Origin of the sequence: Saonia flava (assembly GCF_011927795.1) — a bacterium.
Classification (GTDB): Bacteria; Bacteroidota; Bacteroidia; order Flavobacteriales; family Flavobacteriaceae; genus Saonia; species Saonia flava.
This window is the reverse complement of the sequence record NZ_JAATJJ010000001.1, coordinates 781419-804376: the sequence shown is the minus strand read 5'-3', so window position 1 is coordinate 804376 and position 22958 is coordinate 781419. Positions and strand designations below refer to the sequence as shown.

Here is a 22958-nt window from a genome sequence, read left to right as displayed (position 1 = left end):
TTATTTGTTTTTAATCATGTTATACTCTTGTTTATAAAATTCCATAATGGGTTGAAAGGGTCCCATTTGGTGTTGATCAATTGAAAATAAATCTGCATAAGGCGGATAGGGGGTCGATACCGGCTTTTTCTTTAAATCAGGAAAGTCCTTTTCTCTGTTTAATTTTTCAGGTCTTTTTTGTTGATTAATATAACCAGACACATCATAGGCCTCTTCATCGGTCAGTAGTGGATTATCATAGGTGATGCCGTAGGGCATGTTACCTTTTATAAATTGGGCAGCGGTTATCACACGATTCATACCAGCTCCATTGTTATAGGAATCTTCACCCCATAAAGGAGGATATTTATAGGTGAACCCATCAGGAGTTCTTTCGCCTTGGCCGTTACTTCCATGACATTTTGTACAAATTGTAGTGAAAATCCGCTTACCCTTTGCAAGATTTACTTTTCTATTAGGAATATTGATTTCAACAAACCCTTGACCGGTTATTTTTCCATCTTCGGGCGCAAACCGACTTAACCAGGTTAGGTATTGCACCAATGCGTTCATTTCTTTTCCGTCAACCGGAATTACCCTACCGTTCATGCTCCGTTCGAAGCAGCCATTGATTCTTTCCTCAATTGTCCCTATTTTGTTTTCCCTGCCCCTAAACTGTGGAAACCTATTGATGATACCAATAAGGGGAGCGGAATAGAGTTTTGTTCCTGATTGCAAATGACAATTGTTACATGCCAATCTATTGCCAGAATAGACCATGTCCGGTTTGCCATTATCTGGACCAAGGTATTTGGGTGTATTTGTAAAAAGTTCATGACCAAATTTTATAATTTCATTTTTACCTGAATTGTCCAGTAGCGAAATGTCATATTTTGATTCAATAGGATTAAGTGCTATTTCTTCCAATTCCATTGGATTACTCCTGAATACCCCATAGGAAAGCAGAATGGTAATAACCACAACCAAGGCCATTGAGCCACAACAAAGGCTAATTTGCCGTTTCAGTTTTTTAAATAAATATGTAGTTTCATCTTTCATAGAGAGAGTTCTACTTCTTTAATTTTTAATATATGGAGAGGTACGCAAGTTTAATAATAATAGATGTGGTACACACTTCATTGATTTATGCATTTACTAGCAGTATCTGTGAATGGGTTTAATTAATCACAACCTTTGCCAGAATCAGTTAAAATTGTAAGTATACCACCATTTGAGACTTGTAAATCACAAACTTCTGTGGGGATACTTGTTATAGGGTTTTGGGTCAAGGACAATAATGCTAGGTTAGATAGTTGCCCTAATTCTGCAGGGACTGTTCCTATCTTATTATTTGCAGCTGTTATAACATTTAGTGTATTTATATTACCAAGTGTTGCAGGGAAACTTTCCAAACTATTGTCGTTTACATTTAAGGTTTCCAAAGCGGTAAGTAGACCTACTTCAACAGGTAACCATGTAAGGCCTTTTTTACCCATTTGTAAAATAGTAGGATTGCCATTGGTATTAAAAGTAACATCTGGATAATTATCAACGGTCCATCCCAAAGTATTATCGGGATTTGCAGCATATATACTAATGAGTGCGCTATTTTGAGAAGTATTTCCGTACGGAATGCCATCATCTTTGAGAACAGACAAGTCATTAAATTCACTTAAATAAAAAATAGACGTAGGTATTGTAACTAAACTATTTTGAAAAAGTTGCAAGCTTGTTAAATTAGTCAATAAACCTATTTCATCTGGTAGGATGGAAAATTTGTTTTCACTTAAACCCAAGAATGTTAAATTTGTTAATAGGCCTATTTCTTTTGGAAGTGAAGTAAGTCTGTTATAATACATGGATAATGTAGTTAAATTTGTCAATTGCCAAATTTCAGAGGGTAAAGAGGTAAGTTGGTTTGTTCCTAGATCCAGATAGGTTAAATTTGTTAATAGACCTATTTCAGAGGGTAAAGAAGTAAGTTGGTTTACTTCTAGATTTAAATATGTTAAATTAGTTAATTGCCCTATTTCTGGAGGTAATGCAGTAAGCTGATTTAGAGTTAGTGTTAAACTTGTTAAATTAGTAAGTTGGCATAATTCTACAGGGAAAGATGATACATAATTACCATATATGCTAAATGATGTGAGATGCGTCAATAAAGCAATTTCAGGCGGTAAAACACTAAGTTTTTTTTCGTAGATCTGTAATTTTACAATATTCCCTTCCACATCTACCGTTACACCACTTAAACTGCCTAAGTCCGCAGTGTTTACAAGATCCCAATTTAGAGTGGACTCCGGATTGGCATCTAAAATGGCCTGCAAAACCTGACGCTGTGTAAGTTCAACGTGAACCGTAACCGTATAGGTGCTGGTTGATCCATCCTCGGCGGTTATTATATATTCCAATGGGTCTGTAAAGTCTTGTGGCGCAGTAAGGTTTATTGTGGCCAGGTCAGATAGTTGAATTTCTGGTAAAAGACCTGAGAGATTGGTCCCAGGAGGCATGGTGGCAGAAATGGTCTTGTTTTCCTCATCAATGGTGCCCACAACATTTACTTCTATTGGATTGTTGGTCAATAGAAAAACAAAACTTGTAATTTGTTTTGCACTACTCTTACTGGTTGCAGTTATTATATAACTACTGGTTGAGCCATCTTCTGCTGTAATGGTATAGGTTACGGGGTTAGTGAAATCTTGTTCTCCCTCTGGGGAAATACTTGCTTTTGGAGAAATTGAAAATGTGGGTGTTAAAGCGGTTAGTGCCGTATCACTAGGTAAATTAACAGCAACGGTTTTTGCCGTAGCATTTATAATTGCAGTAATATCGACAGCTAATACGGTATTGTTAGCGGATAAAAAACTAAAGCTTATTATTTCCTTTTCCAAGCTTTTTACAATTTCTGGTGATTCGGGTATAGGTGCTGGCCCATCATCTTTGCCGCAACTTGTTAAACCGGCCACTAAAAGAAAAATAAGGTTTGGCTTAATAATTACTTTCAATACTGAGTATATTGTTTTCATGATCTCTATTAATTAATTTGTTACAACAAAAACAGAACTTGCAAAGGCTTCATTTGATAAAGTTGTTGCTACACCATTTTCCCAGATTTTGGCTACATTGGCCTCAGAGCCTACGGCATATACATCATCGTTTAAAACAAATATGGAACCAACGTCAGAATTAATAGTACCATCGGTCAAAGGTGTTTCTTCTCCATTTTTCCATGTTTTGGCAATACCTATTCCATCTTTATCTTCACTACCACCTACATATACACCATCTCCAGAAACAAACACTGAGTTGGCTGATGAATAGTTTGTACCATTGGTTAAATAGGTTTCTTGTCCATTTTTCCAAATTTTACCAATAAATCTTGTGGCTACAAATTCAGTCCCAACCGCATACACATCATTGCCCGAAACATATACTGAAGTGGCTTGTGATATTTTAGTGCCACTATCCAATGATGTTTCTATACCGTTTTTCCATACTCTGGGTGCATTTTTCCCCCCACTAGATTCAAAACCAGCGGCATATACATCATTGCCAGAAACATACACTGAATTAGCAGCTGCGGAATTAGTTCCGTCGGTTAGTGCAGTTTCCACACCATTTTTCCAAATTTTGGCTATATTTTTAAGTCCATTTGACTCAAAACCAGAAACATATACATCATTGCCCGAAACATATACAGAATAAGCTTCTGCTTTATTGTCTCCATTTGTTAGTGGTATTGCAACATTATTTTTCCAAACTTTAGCAATCTTATTTGTGCCATTATGTTCATATCCCGCTACATAAACATCATTTTCTACTACATATACTGATCCAGCTTCGGAATTATTAGTGCCATCTGTTAAAGGTATTTCTACTCCATTTTTCCAAAGTGTCGCTTGAAAAATATCTCCAGTTATTAACATAGTTCCTGCCACATATACATCTGTTATAACAGGAATTGATTCCGGTTCTGAGCCATCATCCTTACTACAGCTCATTATACTTGTAACAAAAAAGAGCATTATAACAATCTTAGTCAGAAAAATATTTTTATAAAAAATTTCAAGTATTTTCATAGTTGTTGGAATATTAATTTCCTTTTATATTAATTTTAGTGTTCACTCATTAATGCGTAAGTTTTTGACTTACAACGTGAGTTGTAAAAATGAGTTTTTCAATTTAAAATGGGGGAGTGAAATTTTACAAACCCTTAGGACTTGTCTTTAACTTTTAAGATACTGGTATATAAGGTGTTGTAATGGTTAATTGAGTATCAATCAGCCGGTTTAATGTTCTGATTGACCCTAAAGAAATTCGCAGGGTCGTATTTCTTTTTGATTTTAGCCAACCTCGCATAATTATGTTTATAGCTGTCCTTTACACGTTCTTGACCTTCATTCATCATAAAGTTAGAATAAGCTCCACCTGATGAGTAAGGATGTAAGGCTTCCCAATATGCTTTGCACCATTTGGTAATTTTATCTGCATTTTTAGGCTCTGGATCTACCCCAACAATAACACCTGCATATTTTGCATCCCTATAAGCCCATGGTGTTTCTTCTGGGCCAACCCTGCTTACCGCCCCACTAATTGGGTATAAATGCATTTGCGATAGCGGTGTTGGTATATTAGATCCAAATTTTAAATGTTGAGCTCTAACCTCTGAAGGCAATTCATTAAAAAAATCTGCTCTCCAATACCATTGATATCCATGTGGTAATAAACCATCAAACATAGTCTGAATAGCAGGATAAGGCATTTCTCCCACATGAGCAAACAAAGGTTTTTTTTCCAATATAGGCTTAAACACATCTTCTGCTTTATCTATATCACCAGCATAACACCAAACAATTCCACAAAATTGTTTTTTGTGCAAATGTTCTGGAAAAGGAGCTCCAGGAATTACCATAGTTGCTATAAAGCCATTTAGCTCATCTGGGGCGTTATGTATAAATTCATGATACCATTCCATAATTTCCTCTGTTTGTTCTATGGGCCATAATGTTGGCCCTCCAAAAACAGTTTTGACAGGATGTGCTTGAAATTTAAAAGAGGTTACAATGCCAAAGTTTCCACCACCACCACGTATGGCCCAAAACAAATCGGAATTTTGACTTTTGTTCGCAGTTACAAAGGAACCATCTGCCAAAACCATATCTGCCTCTAACAAATTATCAATAGTTAATCCGTATTTTCTTGATAAATGACCAACCCCTCCACCAAGTGTTAATCCCCCAACGCCGGTGGTTGAAATGATGCCCGCTGGCACAGCCAATCCAAAAGGATGTGTGGCATGGTCAACTTCTCCCCAAAGATTTCCTCCACCAACTCGTACAGTGTTATCCAAGGTGTTCACTCTTACATATTTAATACCCGACAAGTCAATGACCAAACCGTCATCACACAATCCTAATCCTCCACCATTGTGGCCACCACCTCTTGTGGCTACCAGAAGGTTATTTTCCCGTCCAAAATTTACTGCATGTATAACATCGGCTACATCAACGCACATGGCAAATAATCCTGGTCGTTTATCGATCATTCCATTATACACTTTACGTGTTTCGTTATAGTTGGCATTGTTAGGTGTAACAATGTTCCCCCTTAGTTGCGAGGCGAAGTCTTCAATTTTGGAAGCTTCCAAATCTTTTACATTAGTTGGCATACTTTTGGTTTTTAATTATACAAACAATTACTTGGGGGAAGTAGGAAATTGTTCTTTCGGTATTACTCTACGATGCAAATTTGTAATATAATTTTATGAACGTATGTTAGTTTTGGTTCAAAAAATGATACAATTGATTCATTATAAATTTCAAAAAGAATATTATTCAATAGAATTATTGGAGAAAGTTGTTGGTAGGATACCAAATCTTTTTCTAAATACCCTGGTGAAATAAGTTGGGCTGTTAAAGCCTAGATCGTATGCTATTTCGGAAACTGTTTTTACATTGGTTTTCAACATATCAAGAGATTGGTGAAGCCGTAATTCTTGGATAAGTTTGTTTGGTGCCATTCCTGTTAATGACTTAATAGTTCTATACGCCTGTGATTTGCTTAACCCTAAAGGTGTATATAATTGGTCACTTTTAAAGTCAGATTTGTATAATTCGCGATTAAGAATTTTAAATAGCGTATCCAAAAATGAAAAATTCTTTTCATTTAAAACCTTGATATTTTTATTGTTCATTTTTGCTGAACTGGACTCCTTTTCTGATAATGCTTTAGTTTCAGTATCTATATAAATAGCATTTTCAGAACCAATTTTATTTAAATGATGAAGTTTTTTCTTTGCGTCTTCATACATATCAGTCCCAAATTCATCAACAGGTTTTCCCGTTACAAGTGCTACTTTGTATAAGTAATCATCTGGAATAGCCTTTAATAATTCAAAAATAGAAACGGCACAATTCACCGCATCCAAGGCAGAGATAAAAGAAACCTGAATATCGTCTTTAGGTTGTAAGACGATAACACCATTATGCTTTTTTAACAATCCGTGTATTTTATCTGAATAGTCCTTATAATTACCGGTAAAGTCATAGGTGCTTATCATCAAAAGGGTCCTATAGCCCGTATCCAACTCTCCAGAAAGTGTATGGGCCATATCGTTTTCACTTGTACCAATACCTAAGTACATGCTAAACTCCTCTTCTGACACCTCAATAATATTGCAAGCGGTGTTTCCGTGTGAACGTCTATGCACTTCGTTACAAGCTTCCTTATTAGGCGCTTCTGTTAAACAGAACAAAGTTTTTGCTTCAATATTTACCCAATATTTTTTTTCAAAGACTCCAAAATCTTCTTGTATAGCAACATCTTCAGCATGCGCTTTGACAAGATCTTCTAATAAAATTTCTTCAGAACCTAATTTATGAAAGTCCAAATATAAGGGCATGGCATATAATTAAGAACGATTAAATGTATTGTTGAATGTACTTTGATGGTAAGATTCCGTAGGTTTCCTGAAAGCATTTAGAAAAATAGGCAGGACTGTTAAACCCTGTTTTAAAGGCCACTTCAGATATATTATCTGCTTGTTTGTTTAATAGGTTTAATGCCTTTCCCAATCTATACTCTTTAATAAAAGTATTGGGAGAGGTTCCAGTATTAGCAATCATTTTTCTGTATAATTGAGATTTGCTATATCCTAAATGTTTGCTTAGGCCTTCTGCACTTAACGTTGGGTTGTACCATTCATTCTCGGTATAATCCATCAACATGTTTAGGAATTTTTCACTATTGGTATTAAGAACCTTTACAATTTTATCATCAATTGACAATTTTAAATTTTCACTTTCAAACAAATCTTTAACTTCAGAGGTCATTGCTATCTGTCCTTTTACATTGTCGCATAAACGTTCTGCCATTCTTATGGTATCTTCAAAAATGCTATCTTTTTCAGTTACAGGTGCTCCAGCACTTAAACCAATATTTAAAGTTAAACTGGAACTCTGTTTCTTAGTTTTGTTTACACCTTTTTGAATTTCTAAAGCACACAAAACAGCATTGCTAATATCTTTAAATGAGCATAGAAAATAATCGGATTTTTGTTTAACAATTCTTCCTCTAAACTTTTCTAAAGATATAATAATCGAATTTGTGTAAGCAATGGTGTCAGATATTAATTGATGAGACATCGTATTTTCGAACGATGTTTTTTTAATACTAATAACCATTATAATTCTAAATGCAGGGTCTTTAATAATATTTAATTCTGTGTCTTTAGATACTTTTGGGTCTGCAATTCTACCCAAAAAAGACTCCACTATGGCATCATCTACTTCAATAATGCTATGAGGAAAATCACCATGCGCATGATTGTGCATTTTTTGAATAGCCTCTTTATTAGGAGCCTCAATCAAACAAAAAGCAGTATGTCTTTTCTCATCACACCAATAGGTCATCCCTTTGCAATTATACAGGTGTTCAATTTTCATATCCTCTTTGTGCATTTGCGCAACATGCTCTGCAGATATTTCTTTAGGTATTTCGTGGCGATCCATGAAAATTGGCATAACTTTAGTTTTAAAGATTAATTTTAATGGATACCTAATCCATTTTATAGTGTTGTAAACGTAATTTGTTTGTTCAAGGTAACCATTTTAATTAGGAATAGGACTATAAATGGTTTTACACCCAAAGACAGATTTTGAAATATTTAAAATCGAATTCTTTTAAAAAACCAATTTATGGTTAATTCTTAAACAAAATATATGTTTTTCCCATAAAGGAATAGACATTTTATGTAGAAGGTATTATAAGATGTATACTTGGGTATTTTTTTGGGCATTGCGTTAGTTTTCCTTCCTATTAATTGGAGGTCAAGTTTTGGATTCTTGACTGGGGTTACTTTCCGATACAGAAATTAGCAAAAATATTCCCTAAAAGATCATCATTGCTAATTTCACCCGTTATTTCTCCAAAATGATAGAGTGCTTGCCTTATATCAATGGCCAGTAAATCCCCAGGGACATCTTCATCCAGCCCAAATAGTACTTTTTCCACTTCTTTCAAGGCTTTTAAAAGAGAGTTGTAATGTCTGGAATTTGTGACAATGGTTTCATTGTTTCTTAGGGCGCCTGTATTTACAAAGGACAGTAATTTGTTTTTTAATTCGTCTACTCCCAAACCAGATTTTGCCGATAACAAATGAATATTTTCAATAGAAGTTTTTATAAAATTCAATTCTTTTTCTGAAAGTAAATCAACTTTATTGGCAATGATTAGAAGAGGTTTTCGCGGATATTTGTTTTTAAGTTTCCCAATCTCTATCTGTATTGCCTGAGATTTCTCATTATCATTCGAAATGACATCTGCCTCAAAAAGATAAATGACAACCTGTGCCTGTTCTATCTTTTCAAAAGTTTTTTTGATACCAATGCTCTCCACGACATCTTTGGTTTCCCGTATCCCAGCAGTGTCAATAAACCTAAAACCAATTCCCCCAATAGAGATTTCATCTTCTATAGTATCCCTGGTGGTGCCAGCAATTTCACTTACTATTGCCCTCTCTTCATTTAACAGGGCATTTAACAGTGTGGATTTCCCCACATTGGGTTCGCCAATAATGGCAACTGGAATACCGTTTTTTATAACGTTTCCCACAGCAAAACTATCAATCAATTTCTTTAGAACTTCTTGAATTCTTTTCAGTAAATTTTTGAATTGGGTCCTGTCTGCAAATTCCACATCTTCCTCAGCAAAATCGAGCTCTAGTTCTATTAACGAAGCAAAATTGAGAAGCTCTTCCCGAAGTTTTTTTATTTCATTACTAAAGCCACCCCTCATTTGCTGCATGGCTATTTGGTGACTGGCTTCATTGTCACTGGCGATTAAATCTGCCACAGCTTCAGCCTGACTCAAATCCAATTTTCCATTTAAAAAGGCCCTTAAAGTAAACTCTCCAGGATTTGCCATTCGGCATCCTTTTCTAATAAGTAATTGAATAATTTCTTGTTGAATATAAGGAGAACCATGACAGGAAATCTCAACCACATTTTCTCCAGTATATGAATTTGGTCCTTTAAAGAGAGACAACAGGACCTCATCCATAGTTTTTCCATCATCAACAACATGCCCTAAATGAATGGTATGGCTTTTTTGTTTTCTTAAATTCTTTCCTCTTACTGATTTAAATAATGGAGCAGTTAAATCAATCGCTTTTTCACCCGAAATACGGATAACAGCAATTGCACCTGCGCCAGAAGGTGTCGCCAAGGCTACAATAGTATCGTTAAGAATCAAACCTAGAAATTTAATTGCAAAAATAGTTAAATATGTGTAATTGATTATTTTATATATTCGCCCTCCATTAACTAAAAATTAAGCACTAATTATGAAAAAATGTATCATTGCAGGAGTTGTATTCTCTTTATTTTCTCTTACATTTTCCTATTCCCAAGAAATGGGACAATCTATCGATTCAGTTCAAATAGCAAAAGATGCTGCTACTTTAAAGGAAGCCAAAGAAATACAAAATAAAGTGGACAAGGCCGAAAAGGAAGCAGCCAAGGGGGAAAAAGAGAAAAAGAAACTGGAAAAAGAACTAAAAAAAGCGGAAAAATTAAATAATAGTATTTCTTCTAAAAAGAAAGTTATTTCTAAAAATGAAAACAGGCTAGCTAAATTGGAAAGAAAACTGGTAAAAGGAGAAGCTGAAGGTAAGTTGTCCCCTGTGGATATTGAAAAACTGAATAGTAAGATTATAAAACTGAAAGCAGATCTTTTAAAAGACAATGAAAAGCTTAAAAGGTTGATTAGAAAGCAATAAACGTAAAATTTCCTTTTTCTATTGTAACATTTTGACAAAATACTCTACTTATAAGTATAACCCCTTAAAACAATTAAAATGGAAATCATCAATCAAAAATCAATGCGGGTTGACAATCAAACATTAGCAATTACGCATCTTACACAATTAGTAGATTATGTTACAGGATTTGGAGGACTCATTATTCCTTTAATTATTTGGGCAACTTCCAAAGATTCTATAGCTAATATGGATGAACATGGAAAATCCATTATAAACTTCCAATTAAGTATGTTACTATATATTATCCTTAGTATCCCAGCAATTTTATTACTTGGATTGGGAATATTAACCTTAATTGGAGTTGGTATTATGGGATTTGTTTTTCCAATAGTAAACGCAGTTAGGGCGAGTAATGGAGAATCTCCTTATTATCCCCTTACTATAAAATTTGTTTAATATATCCAATGAATTAAAAAGGGCAATACTTTTAAGTATTGCCCTTTTTTTATGTAACGTTATATATAGGTCTTAGCTGTTCAACATAACCGGCATTACCAGCATAGTAACATATTCGCCTTCATCTAATCCATCAGCAGGGGTCAAAATACCTGCTCTGTTGGGCAAACTCATTTCCAATGATACTTCATCGGAAGTTAGGTTGCCTAGCATTTCAACCAAAAATCTTGAATTGAAACCAATTTGCATATCGTCACCTTGGTAAGAACATGTTAAACGCTCTTCTGCTTTGTTGCTATAGTCAACATCCTCAGCGGATATGTTTAATTCCGCACCTGCAATCTTTAATCTTATCTGGTGGGTTGTTTTGTTTGAAAATATGGAAACTCTTCTTACAGAACCTAAAAGTTGAGTTCTTGCAATGCTCAATTTATTTGGGTTTTCTTTAGGTATTACTGCCTCATAATTGGGATATTTTCCATCAATTAATCTACAGACCAATTCCGTATCACCATAAGTGAATTTAGCATTACTTTCATTGTATTCTATGGTAACATTTTCCTCACTCCCTGCTAAGATTCCTTTTAAAAGATTTAGTGGTTTTTTTGGCATTATAAATTCTGCAACTTGTGAGGCTGTAACATCTGTACGTTGATACTTTACCAACTTATGGGCATCGGTAGCAACAAAAGTTAGGTTCTCTGGAGAAAATTGAAAGAAGACTCCACTCATTACCGGTCTTAAATCATCATTTCCGGCAGCAAAAATTGTTTTATTTATTGCTGTTGCCAATATATCACCAATTATGGTTGTGGAGCTAGGATTGGATAATTCCACAGCCTTTGGAAACTCAGCCCCATCAGCATAGGCTAGGGCATATTTACCGTGATTGGAGCTAATTTCTACGGTGTTGTTTTCTTCTACAACAAATGTTAGGGGTTGCTCTGGAAAAGTTTTTAAGGTTTCCAACAATAATCTGGCTGGTACGGCAATAGTTCCCTCATTATCGGAATCCACATCCAATACAGAGCTCATAGTGGTTTCCAAATCAGAAGCAGAGACAGTTAGTTTATTTTGTTTTAGATCAAACAAAAAATTATCCAAAATAGGCAAGGTGTTACTGCTATTGATTACGCCACCTAAAACTTGTAATTGTTTTAACAAATAGGTACTGGATACTATAAATTTCATTCGTATTTATTTTATATAATCTGTGTTAAAAAGGACTTATATTATCTTTTACTTACCCAATAATCTTCAAAAAGTCCTAGAAACAAAGATATTTGAATTGACCTTTTTAAGGAAACAAACTTATTAACACTTAAGTGCCATATTTTTTCTTTCTGATGTAGTTGAAAATAAAACCAAAAAGAAGGGTTAAGAGTATGGGAACACCAATGTTCATCAACTGCCACTTACTTTTTTGATCTGCGATTTTCTCTGGGTCCAATAGGGGAATGGCTACTTTTTTATTACGAATGTTTATAAGTCCGTCATCATCTAACATGTAATTTATACTGTTTAACAAGAACTCTTTGTTGCCATAGAAGTTATTGGTCCATTTATCGTAACCTAAGTCCAAAGGCCTTCCATTTCTTATTTGGTTTTTAATAATGTCTCCATCCGCAACCACCAACATTTTATTTTCAGGCCCTTTTTCTAGCCCATCATTTAGTTTAAATGGTTTTATCCTATTGGAAAAGGAAGAGGTAAACTCACCTTCTAGTAATACGGCCAGGGGTTTGTTGCCGTTGGTGTATATATCTTTATTAGGTTGTGAATTAATAATGTCCAAACTAATTTCTTTTGGAACACCATCAGTTTTGGATAATGGCGAGCTCCAGTATAAAATGGTTTTCTTGTTAGCGTTGGGCAAGGTGTCAATTACATTGGCAAATTGAAAACGTAACGCTTCCAAATTGTTATTTATAGGATGGTTGTTCCTAGAAAAAACCATAGGATTATATAACCAGGGAACGGGATTGTATTGTGAATCGGTTCCTTCACCGGATGCTAGCACTATTTGCGTAAAGTACATATCGTTTACCAAAACGGGATTAATGCGCACTCCATAGTTAAAAAAGAAATCTGTCATGTTTAGATTTCTAGGAAAGGCCATGGCACTTCCTTTCTCATTAAAAAGACTATCCAGTTCTATTGCTACATTATCTATGAACCACATGGATTTTCCACCATGAATTATGTATTGATCTAAAACATATTTTTCGGCATCTGTAAAAGCTTCTGTGGGTTTGGCAATGATTGCCAAATCAAAATTCTTTAATTGCTCCAATACTTTAAGGGGATTACTTTCAACAGAATCCAAGGTTATGGCACCAATATTATAATAATCACGAATAGTGGTTAAATAGTCGGCCACAAACATATCTTCCAACTCTCCATTTCCTTTAATAACGGCAACTTGCTTTTTTTCCTTAAGATTTACCTTGGTAAAGGCATCGGCAAAGGCGTATTCCAAATTTTGTACAGAATTGTTGACTCTCTCCCCAGAAGAGGCGCCTAATTTGTTTTTGAGCAAAGGCACCTTAACCGTTTTGTTATTAAAGGTGACCATTGCCCAAGGAAAAAGAATTTCCTGTGATACTTTACCATTATCACCAACCGTGACATTGGCAGGAGTAAGTCCCAATCCTTGTAATTCTGCTATTGTAGTTTCGGTTTGAGATTCATCTTCTAGAGGGTTAACAAAGCTAAATTTGATGTTATTATTTTTAGAAGCAAATTCTTCTAGAATATTTTTTGTTTCCAGTTTTAGTTTTGCAAATTCAGGAGGCAGATTTTCATCTAAAAGCACATCCACTATTACGGGAGATGTAAAGGCTTCAGCTGCGTGGATTGCCGGTTGGCTTAAAGTGTACCGTTTGTCTTCGGTCAAATCAAAACGAGTATAGACAAAACTTGCTAGAATATTAAATGCCACAAGGATAATCAATGCTTTTAGAATGGATAGCAATTTCTTCTTCATTATCGATTGTGGTTTTTAATTTGAACAACTGTGAGATACAAGAAAAACAGCGTTAAACCTATAAAATAGATTAAATCCCTAGTGTCCAAAATTCCTTGTGCTATACTATCAAAATGGAATTTCATACCCATTTTTTGTATTGTAATCCAAGTAGCATCAGTTTGGAAAAGTGTAGAAAGTCCTTCAAATCCATAATAAAGCAAAAAGCACAATAATGCCCCTATAATAAAAGCAACTATTTGATTTTCTGACAGGGTTGATGCAAAAAGCCCCATGGCAGTAAAACTACAGATTAGGAAAAACAAGCCAAAATAAGAACCAAAGACCACTCCTATGTCCAAATTGCCACCAACAGTGCCCAATTGGGATATACTATATACATAAAGAAAAGTAGGAATGACAGCAATTAGGGTTAACGTAAGTGAACCAAAAAACTTACCAAGAACAGTTTGCCATAAACCAATGGGCTTTATAAAAAGCAGTTCCAATGTTCCTTGTTTTTTTTCTTCGGAAAAGCTTTTCATAGTGATAGCCGGAATCAAAAAAAGAAACACCCATGGAACCAATAAAAAAAAGTTGCTTAGGTCAGCAAAACCATAGTCAAAAAGGTTAAAAGGACCTTTAAAAACCCATAAAAACAGTCCACAGAGACCTAAGAACAAGGAGATAATTAAATACCCAATAGATGAGGTAAAGAAGGATTGTATTTCGCGTTTGTATATGGCAAGCATTTTTTATTCTTTGTTCAAAATTAGATTAATATCATATAAAATTAATAGTGATGGTATCCCTATAATCAAGTCCCAATAGGGTAGAGGCGCCACCAACCGTATTTAAATCACTTTTATATATGGCAAGTTCTATATAATTGGACGAATTAAAAAGCGCCAATAAATCACCAGGGCCCTTGCGCCTGCTTTTTTCTAGGTCAAAATTGATGATATCACTGTATTTATTATAGATTTCTCCAATTTTTTTGTTTCTGGCACTCAGTTCAAATTTTCTTCCATTTCTATAGGCTTCAAACAAACTCTTTTGAATATTGGTCACTACATTCCCATAATTATCAATATAGACAACACTTCCCGTGATGGTTTTTCCATTGTCCGATACTCTTGGTGCAAATTCTTTTAACTCCTTTAACTGGGCAAAGGGTTTTCCAATAACCTCCAATGTGCCCCCTCGTGCAATGTGGCAGGCCACTTTCACAAACACATCTAAGACGGGGAAAGAGCCTTGTATGGGGTTGGGGATATCTATTTCCATTACCTTATCTGGTTTTACCTCTGAAGTTATCAACCCAATGACGCCATTGTTGGCAGAAATAAAATAGTGGCCATCTACCAAGACAGCTATATGTTTGTTTTCAGGAGATGGCTCAGAATCTATCCCAACAACATGTACAGTGCCTTCTGGGAATGCCTTGTATGAATTTTTAAGCAGATAAGCACATTCTTGAATGTTAAAAGGGCTAATGGAATGGGAAATATCAACAATTTTGACGTCTTCCAGCTCAGTATAGATAGTTCCTTTTATAGCGCCTACAAAATGGTCTTTGAGTCCAAAATCAGTAGTTAATGTAATAATTGCCATGCAAGCACTGTTGATATGTTTTTTACTGTTGCAAACTGATTTTTACTTAAGTTTGTTAAACAAAATTACACAAAAAAATAGGCAACAAAAATATATTCTTAGAACCAAAACATTTAAAACACCTCTTTCTTTGAACGAACTTATAATAGAACTTACCGAAATTAGCCCAAGAGAGTTTTTTGGGAATCAGAATGAGAATATAGATTTATTAAAAAAATACTTTCCCAAACTAAAGATTGTTGCCCGTGGTAGCAAGATAAAAGTATATGGAGACGAAGAACTTCTGGAGGAGTTTGATAAACGTTTTGATATGTTAACATCCCACTTTGCCAAATACAATAAATTGGATGAAAATGTAATTGAGAGGGTATTGACAAGCAATGGAGAAGAGGATTATGCTTCCTCAAAGAGCAGTGGTGAGGTCTTGGTACATGGTGTCAATGGAAAATTAATAAAAGCACAAACTGTTAACCAACGAAAAATGGTGGATGCTGCCAAGGTTAAAGATATGGTATTTGCTATTGGACCAGCTGGGACAGGAAAAACCTATACAGGAGTTGCATTGGCGGTTAAGGCATTGAAAAACAAAGAGGTGAAAAGAATCATTTTAACAAGACCTGCGGTTGAGGCAGGGGAGAATCTTGGGTTTTTACCAGGGGATTTAAAAGAAAAGTTGGATCCATATATGCAACCACTATATGATGCATTGAGAGATATGATCCCTTCAGAAAAATTGACGCACTTTATTGAGAATGGTACCATACAAATTGCGCCTATGGCCTTTATGCGAGGGCGTACCTTGGATAATGCTTTTGTAATTTTGGATGAAGCACAGAATACCACCCATGCCCAAATGAAAATGTTCCTTACAAGAATGGGGAAGAATGCCAAGTTTTTAATAACAGGAGATCCTGGGCAGATAGACTTACCAAGAAGGGTTATTTCTGGTTTAAAGGAAGCCTTATTGATTCTTAAAAATGTGGAGGGTATTGAAATCATCTATTTGGACGACAAGGATGTAATTCGCCACAAATTGGTTAAAAAAGTGATTGATGCCTACAAGAATATAGAACATCAAAACTAAGGGTACTTTCATGGCAAATACAATTATAGATACCAATTTTAATTTTCCAGGACAAAAAAGCATATACAAGGGAAAGGTTAGAGAGGTTTATACCCTTGGTAATGATCTATTGCTTATGGTAGCTACGGACAGGCTTTCGGCTTTTGATGTAGTAATGCCAAAAGGGATTCCATATAAAGGACAAATTCTGAACCAGATTGCTACAAAAATGATGGCAGATACTGCCGATATTGTCCCCAATTGGTTACTTGCAACTCCAGACCCTAATGTAGCTATAGGCTATGCTTGTGAGCCTTTTAAGGTAGAAATGGTAATTAGGGGATATATGTCCGGTCATGCTGCTCGTGAGTACAAAGCTGGTAAGAGAATGCTTTGTGGTGTTCCTATGCCAGAAGGAATGAAGGAAAACGATAAATTCCCAGAACCTATTATTACTCCAGCAACAAAAGCAGAAATGGGAGATCATGATGAGGATATTTCCCGTGAGGATATTTTGAAAAGAGGTATTGTTTCCGAAGAAGATTATGCTGTTTTAGAAAAATATACAAAAGCTTTGTTTCAACGAGGAACTGAGATTGCCGATGGAAGAGGTCTTATTTTAGTGGATACCAAATATGAATTTGGAAAAACCAAAGAAGGGAAAATAGTCCTGATTGATGAAATCCACACACCTGATTCTTCCAGGTATTTTTATAAAGAAGGGTATAAAGAGCGTCAAGAAAAAGGCGAACCTCAAAAACAACTTTCCAAAGAATTTGTTCGTCAGTGGTTAATATCCAATAATTTTCAAGGGTTGAAAGGACAGACTGTTCCAGAAATGTCCGATGAGTACATAGAAACCGTTTCAGAAAGATATATAGAATTGTATGAAAACATTACAGGGGAAACCTTTGTAAAGGCGGATATTTCTGATATTCAGAATAGAATTGAGCAAAATGTCCTCAATTTCTTGAGCGAATAAATTTGTTTTTCCCAAAGACTTTTACTTATCTTAACACCTTAATCAACCAACCAAAGGTTCAATGGATATTGAAAAAAGAAAAAAATACTGGAAAGAAAACCTAGGATACCTTGCCATACTTCTAACCATTTGGTTTCTGGTTTCTTTCGGTTTTGGTATTTTACTTGTAGACCAACTTAACACAATTAAACTGGGCGGATTTAAACTAGGCTTCTGGTTTGCCCAACAAGGCTCCATTTATGTATTTGTACTACTGATATTTATCTACGTTCGCTTAATGAATAAGTTGGATAAAAAATACAACGTAAACGAATAAAAGATGGATGTACAAACTTGGACATATATTATTGTGCTGCTCACTTTTGGGCTATATATTGGAATTGCAATTTGGGCTAGAGCGGGTTCAACCAAAGAATTTTATGTGGCAGGAGGAGGAGTATCCCCTTTAGCAAATGGATTGGCCACAGCTGCAGATTGGATGTCGGCAGCTTCCTTTTTGGGAATGGCTGGATTAATTTCCTTTAATGGTTATGATGGTTCGGTATACCTTATGGGCTGGACAGGCGGTTACGTGCTTCTCGCTTTGCTTTTGGCTCCCTATTTAAGAAAATTCGGGAAGTTTACAGTGCCAGATTTTATCGGCGATCGATACTATTCCAATGTAGCAAGGACCATTGCGGTAATTTGTGCCCTGCTGGTATCGTTTACCTACGTAGCTGGACAAATGCGAGGTGTGGGCTTGGTATTTTCAAGATTTTTAGAGGTTGATATCAATACAGGTGTTTTTATTGGAATGATAATAGTTCTTTTTTATGCTGTTTTAGGGGGTATGAAAGGAATTACGTATACGCAAGTGGCTCAATATTGCGTGCTGATTTTTGCCTTTATGGTACCCGCTATATTTATTTCCATACAAATGACGGGGAATCCAATTCCTCAATTTGGAATGGGTGGCACAGTAGTGGGAGAGAGTGTTTCTTTATTGGATAAATTGGATGGATTGTCTACTGATCTAGGCTTTGCCGAATATACCAATGGTTCTAAATCCATGATAGATATTTTCTTTATCACGGCAGCGTTAATGGTAGGTACGGCCGGACTTCCCCATGTAATTGTACGGTTCTTTACGGTTCCCAAAGTACGTGATGCTAGGAAATCTGCTGGCTATGCTTTGTTGTTTATTGCCATCTTGTATACAACGGCACCTGCAATTGCGGTGTTTGCAAGAACCAACTTAATCGAGACGGTGAGCAATAAGGAATATGAAGAAATGCCTGCTTGGTTCTCCAAATGGGAGAAAACAGGACTTATAGAATACGATGATAAAAATAATGACGGAGTCATTCAATATGTGGCCGATAAAAATAAAAATGAACTGACAATTGATGCTGATATCATGGTTCTTGCAAACCCTGAAATTGCTAATTTGCCCAATTGGGTTATAGCTTTGGTGGCTGCCGGTGGTTTGGCTGCGGCATTGTCCACGGCAGCAGGATTGTTATTGGTGATATCCACTTCTATTTCCCATGACTTAATTAAAAAACAACTTAAGCCTGATATTTCTGACAAAGGTGAATTAATTGCAGCACGTTTATCTGCAGTAGTTGCAGTTTGTGTGGCAGGTTATTTTGGTATTAATCCGCCCGATTTCGTGGCAGCTACGGTGGCACTTGCATTTGGTTTGGCCGCAGCCTCTTTTTTTCCAGCTATTATTTTGGGAATTTTCAATAAGAAAATGAACAAGGAAGGAGCTGTTGCAGGTATGGTAGTAGGAATACTTGCCATGCTATTTTATATGCTCAAATTTAAGTTTGATATGTTTGGCGGCGGCACTAAAGAGGATTGGTGGTTTGGAATCTCGCCAGAGGGATTTGGAACCGTTGCCATGATACTTAATTTTGTGGTGTCCTTAGTAATTTCCAGGTTTACTCCCAATCCACCTGAAGATGTTCAAGAACTTGTTGAGACCATTAGGATACCTAGTGGAGCAGGTGAGGCTGTTGAGCACTAGATTTATTACAAGAAAAACTGGGATGATATATATTGATATCATCCCAGTTTTTCATTTTGTTACTAAAAGAGAATTAAAAATCCCTATAAGAGGCATCTAGAAATTTGTTGGCCTCTTCTTCTGCGAATTTTGCTTTTTCACTGTCCCAATGTAAGGTCTGATTTGGAAAACGGCCAGCAATAACTCCCAAAAGAATAGTTTCAGTAAGTCGTGCCGCATATGAGAATGGCGCTGTGCATTCTCCTTTCCCTAGACAAGCATCTACAAATTGGTGATAGTGCTTAGGGCCTTCAGACGAGTAATTTCGTATTGGTTTCCCCATTTTATTTACTTTTTCAACCTCTGCAATTTCTGCAGAAATATCAACGTACTCGCCATTTACTATTTTTTTTGGCAATTGCATAAAATGTGGCAGCAATAAGCGTCCCTTATCACCTACAAACATAGCCCCTTGTTCAGGCAGCTTACCATCTCCAGAAATTTTGGCATCCAAAGAAGTTTTGTCTTCCACAGATTCGTCATTTTTAGTTTTGGATGCTTCTTTTGGTGATGAGGCATTTGGAAGTTTTAGGTCCTCATCCATTTCTGGAGCTCCAGGACCATCATACCAAATCCATTTTAAGGATTGCGCCGTATATTTTGTGCCAGGGAATTCATACGTTACCATATTTTTTTCAGGGAACCCAAAACCAGTTGGCTTTCTACAATTGTTTATAATGGTTTTTGGAACATCTAATTCTAAGGCATTATATGGGGTGTCAAAAATATGTACTCCCATATCTCCAAGGGTTCCACAGCCAAAATCTAAGACTTTTCTCCAATTTCCTGGATGATAGACTCCTTCCTTGTATGGTCTTTCAGGAGCAGTTCCCAACCATAGGTTCCAGTCCAAATTTTCAGGAATTGTATCAGAACCTTCAGGAGTAGGTCCATCGTCTCCCCAATTTTTAGGGGACCAGGCGTGTACTGTATGTACTTTCCCAATTATACCAGATTGAATTAATAAAGTTGCTAATTTATAATCATAAAAAGAATGTACTTGAATACCCATTTGGGTAACTAAATTTTTATCAGAAGCTAACTTTCTCATCGCCCTTGCTTCGGAAACATGATGGGTCAGTGGTTTTTGGCAATATACAGGTTTTCCCATATCCATAGCCATAATAGATGCTGGCGCATGAGTATGGTCTGGTGTAGAAACAATTACAGCATCGATTGAGCCTTTTAATTCTGCAAGCATTTTTCTATAATCAGAAAAAACCTGTGCATTTGGGTGAAGTTTTTTGGCAGCTGCAAGATTAGTTCCATCTACATCGCATAAAGCCATGACTTCTACATGTGCATGGGATGATATGGCCAAAAGGTCTTCTTTTCCCATTGCCCCCAAACCAATATGTGCTGTTCTTAATTTTTTGCCTTTAGTAAGTGCCCAAGCAGAAGCGGGTAAAAGGCTTACTGATGCCAACGCAGCAGAATTTTTAATAAAATTTCTTCTCTCCATATGTCTGTTCTATGATTATATTAACACTAAATATAATCATTTTCATATCAATATTTGAACTGAGTAAGTTTTGACCAAAAATAATAGAATGCACACAAATATTACTTCTTCTTTTTGTAACTTTATTTCTTGTGTATTTTTTTACAAATTACACTTCCTAAAATAATAAAACCAATAGCCTAAAGTAAAAATGAGTAATTACCACATTAAACATTTAGAAGAATATTATCAAGTATATAGAAAGTCGGTCCGTAATCCAGAGAGTTTTTGGGAAGAGATTGCAGAAGAGCATTTTATGTGGCGCAAAAGATGGGATAATGTCCTTGATTGGGATTTTTCTAAGCCAGAAATCAAGTGGTTTGAGGGTGCCCAACTCAATATTACAGAAAATTGTATAGACCGACATTTATATACCCGTGGGGACAAAACGGCTATTTTGTTTGAACCCAATGACCCAAAAGAGGAGGCAGAGCATATTACTTACCGTCAGTTACATGAACGGGTTTCCAAATTTGCCAATGTGCTCAAAGAAAATGGAATTAAAAAAGGGGATAGGGTTTGTATTTACCTGCCCATGATTCCAGAACTGGCAATTTCGGTTTTGGCTTGTGCTAGAATTGGGGCAATTCACTCCGTTATTTTTGCCGGGTTTTCTGCAACTGCCTTGGCAACAAGGGTAAACGATTGTAAGGCAAAAATGGTGATTACTTCAGATGGTTCATATAGAGGTGCTAAAACGATTGACCTTAAAGGAATAGTAGATGAAGCTTTGGAACAATGTCCAGGTGTGCAAACGGTGTTGGTTGCCAAGCGCATCAATTCCAAAATTAATATGAAAGCAGGTAGGGACAAATGGTTACAACCTTTACTGGATGATGCTTATGCAGATTGTGTTCCGGAAATCATGGATGCAGAAGACCCTTTGTTTATTTTGTACACATCGGGTTCCACCGGTAGACCCAAGGGCATGCTGCATACTACCGCGGGCTATATGGTCTACACAGCGTATACGTTTAAAAATGTGTTCCAATACAAGGAAGATGATGTGTACTGGTGTACTGCAGATATTGGTTGGATAACAGGCCATTCCTATATTGTGTACGGACCTTTGGCAAACGGAGCTACAACAGTGATGTTCGAGGGGGTACCTTCTTTCCCTGATTATGGTCGTTTCTGGGATATTGTGGAAAAGCATAAAGTAACACAATTTTATACGGCACCCACGGCCATTAGGGCCTTGGCAAAGGAGAATTTGGATTATGTTACAGAGCACGATCTTTCTTCTTTAAAAGTGCTGGGAACTGTTGGAGAACCTATTAATGAAGAAGCATGGCATTGGTACAATGACCATGTAGGCAAGAAAAAATGTCCCATTGTAGATACTTGGTGGCAAACAGAAACAGGGGGGGTATTAATTTCTCCCATACCATTTGCCACACCCACAAAACCGACCTATGCCACTTTACCCATGCCGGGGATTCAGCCTGCATTGATGGATGAAAATGGAAAAGAAATTAAAGGAAACCAAGTAGATGGCCGGTTGTGCATTAAATTTCCTTGGCCCTCTATTGCCCGAAGTATTTGGGGGAACCATGAACGATATAAAGAGACCTATTTTTCAGCCTTTCCTGGAAAATATTTTACAGGCGATGGTGCCTTGCGAGATGAGGTAGGCTACTATAGAATTACGGGTAGGGTAGATGATGTTATTATAGTTTCTGGTCATAATCTGGGAACAGCACCTATTGAAGATGCCATTAATGAGCATCCAGCGGTGGCAGAATCTGCAATTGTTGGATTTCCGCATGATATCAAAGGAAATGCACTCTATGGCTATGTTATTTTAAAGGAAACAGGAGAATCACGTGATCGGGATAATCTACGCAAGGAAATTAACCAAATGATTACGGAACACATAGGCCCTATTGCCAAATTGAATAAAATTCAGTTTGTACCTGGACTTCCAAAAACCCGCAGCGGCAAGATTATGAGGAGAATTCTAAGAAAAATAGCCTGCAATGAAACTGATAATTTGGGAGACACATCAACACTATTAAACCCAGAGGTTGTGAAAGAAATAATGGATAATGTGTTGTAGATAAGTATTGCCCATATGCCATTTCAAAGGA

The 22958-nt window shown here is 36.2% G+C and carries 19 protein-coding genes; 7 read left to right on the top strand and 12 right to left on the bottom strand.

The features are described 5' to 3' along the window. From GGR42_RS03550 to mnmE, 7 genes are all read right to left on the bottom strand, one after another. Positions 1–1038, bottom strand: coding sequence for a c-type cytochrome (locus tag GGR42_RS03550; protein WP_167960913.1), 1038 nt, complete (start codon positions 1036–1038; stop codon positions 1–3). 122 nt (positions 1039–1160) lie between these two features. Next, positions 1161–3005, bottom strand: coding sequence for a leucine-rich repeat domain-containing protein (locus GGR42_RS03545; RefSeq protein WP_167960911.1), 1845 nt, complete (start codon positions 3003–3005; stop codon positions 1161–1163). A 12-nt stretch (positions 3006–3017) separates the two neighbouring features. Continuing rightward, complete coding sequence (locus GGR42_RS03540; protein ID WP_167960909.1) at positions 3018–4004, bottom strand: hypothetical protein; 987 nt, start codon at positions 4002–4004, stop codon at positions 3018–3020. A 251-nt stretch (positions 4005–4255) separates the two neighbouring features. Next, entirely contained in the window at positions 4256–5647 is a 1392-nt protein-coding gene (locus GGR42_RS03535; RefSeq protein WP_167960907.1) for an FAD-binding oxidoreductase, read from the bottom strand. A gap of 162 nt (positions 5648–5809) precedes the next feature. After that, on the bottom strand, positions 5810–6880 hold the full coding sequence (locus GGR42_RS03530; RefSeq protein WP_167960905.1) for a nickel-binding protein: 1071 nt from the start codon (positions 6878–6880) through the stop codon (positions 5810–5812). Positions 6881–6899: 19 nt separating this feature from the next. Continuing rightward, entirely contained in the window at positions 6900–8000 is a 1101-nt protein-coding gene (locus tag GGR42_RS03525) for a nickel-binding protein (protein WP_167960903.1), read from the bottom strand. Positions 8001–8331: 331 nt separating this feature from the next. Beyond that, a complete protein-coding gene (gene mnmE / locus GGR42_RS03520) occupies positions 8332–9729 on the bottom strand; it encodes a tRNA uridine-5-carboxymethylaminomethyl(34) synthesis GTPase MnmE (RefSeq protein WP_167960901.1) in 1398 nt (465 codons plus the stop codon). A 91-nt stretch (positions 9730–9820) separates the two neighbouring features. Between mnmE and GGR42_RS03515 the strand changes: the two genes are divergently transcribed. Together GGR42_RS03515 and GGR42_RS03510 are read left to right on the top strand one after the other, a co-directional pair. Beyond that, a complete protein-coding gene (locus tag GGR42_RS03515; protein ID WP_167960899.1) occupies positions 9821–10255 on the top strand; it encodes a hypothetical protein in 435 nt (144 codons plus the stop codon). 78 nt (positions 10256–10333) lie between these two features. Next, the gene (locus tag GGR42_RS03510) at positions 10334–10693 is read left to right on the top strand and encodes a DUF4870 domain-containing protein (protein ID WP_167960897.1); all 360 of its coding nucleotides are present in this window, start codon (positions 10334–10336) and stop codon (positions 10691–10693) included. A gap of 72 nt (positions 10694–10765) precedes the next feature. Here the strand turns inward: GGR42_RS03510 and dnaN are convergent, their stop codons facing one another. The 4 genes from dnaN to GGR42_RS03490 all read right to left on the bottom strand — a co-directional run bounded on the left by dnaN (position 10766) and on the right by GGR42_RS03490 (position 15272). Further along, positions 10766–11884, bottom strand: a complete 1119-nt coding sequence (gene dnaN, locus GGR42_RS03505; protein WP_167960895.1) for a DNA polymerase III subunit beta — start codon at positions 11882–11884, stop codon at positions 10766–10768. Positions 11885–12014: 130 nt separating this feature from the next. After that, the gene (gene gldG / locus GGR42_RS03500) at positions 12015–13679 is read right to left on the bottom strand and encodes a gliding motility-associated ABC transporter substrate-binding protein GldG (RefSeq protein ID WP_167960893.1); all 1665 of its coding nucleotides are present in this window, start codon (positions 13677–13679) and stop codon (positions 12015–12017) included. Then, positions 13679–14410: a gliding motility-associated ABC transporter permease subunit GldF gene (gene gldF, locus GGR42_RS03495; RefSeq protein WP_167960891.1), complete on the bottom strand. Its 732-nt coding sequence runs from the start codon at positions 14408–14410 to the stop codon at positions 13679–13681. The genes gldG and gldF overlap by 1 nt, the downstream gene beginning before the upstream one ends. A 31-nt stretch (positions 14411–14441) precedes the next feature. Then, positions 14442–15272: an SAM hydrolase/SAM-dependent halogenase family protein gene (locus tag GGR42_RS03490; RefSeq protein WP_167960889.1), complete on the bottom strand. Its 831-nt coding sequence runs from the start codon at positions 15270–15272 to the stop codon at positions 14442–14444. A 130-nt stretch (positions 15273–15402) separates the two neighbouring features. Here GGR42_RS03490 and GGR42_RS03485 point away from each other — a divergent pair, with 130 nt between their 5' ends. The 4 genes from GGR42_RS03485 (at position 15403) to GGR42_RS03470 (ending at position 19328) form a co-directional block, all read left to right on the top strand. Then, positions 15403–16356 (top strand): PhoH family protein, encoded by a 954-nt coding sequence (locus tag GGR42_RS03485; protein ID WP_167960887.1) that lies wholly within the window; start codon positions 15403–15405, stop codon positions 16354–16356. Positions 16357–16366: 10 nt separating this feature from the next. After that, complete coding sequence (locus GGR42_RS03480) at positions 16367–17317, top strand: phosphoribosylaminoimidazolesuccinocarboxamide synthase (protein WP_167960885.1); 951 nt, start codon at positions 16367–16369, stop codon at positions 17315–17317. Positions 17318–17378: 61 nt separating this feature from the next. Next, on the top strand, positions 17379–17633 hold the full coding sequence (locus GGR42_RS03475) for a DUF4212 domain-containing protein (RefSeq protein ID WP_167960883.1): 255 nt from the start codon (positions 17379–17381) through the stop codon (positions 17631–17633). 3 nt (positions 17634–17636) lie between these two features. Beyond that, a complete protein-coding gene (locus GGR42_RS03470; RefSeq protein ID WP_167960881.1) occupies positions 17637–19328 on the top strand; it encodes a sodium:solute symporter family protein in 1692 nt (563 codons plus the stop codon). A 73-nt stretch (positions 19329–19401) separates the two neighbouring features. Here the strand turns inward: GGR42_RS03470 and GGR42_RS03465 are convergent, their stop codons facing one another. After that, positions 19402–20829: a Gfo/Idh/MocA family protein gene (locus tag GGR42_RS03465; RefSeq protein WP_167960879.1), complete on the bottom strand. Its 1428-nt coding sequence runs from the start codon at positions 20827–20829 to the stop codon at positions 19402–19404. A gap of 190 nt (positions 20830–21019) precedes the next feature. Here GGR42_RS03465 and acs point away from each other — a divergent pair, with 190 nt between their 5' ends. Then, entirely contained in the window at positions 21020–22927 is a 1908-nt protein-coding gene (gene acs / locus GGR42_RS03460; RefSeq protein ID WP_167960877.1) for an acetate--CoA ligase, read from the top strand. Positions 22928–22958: the final 31 nt, after the last annotated feature.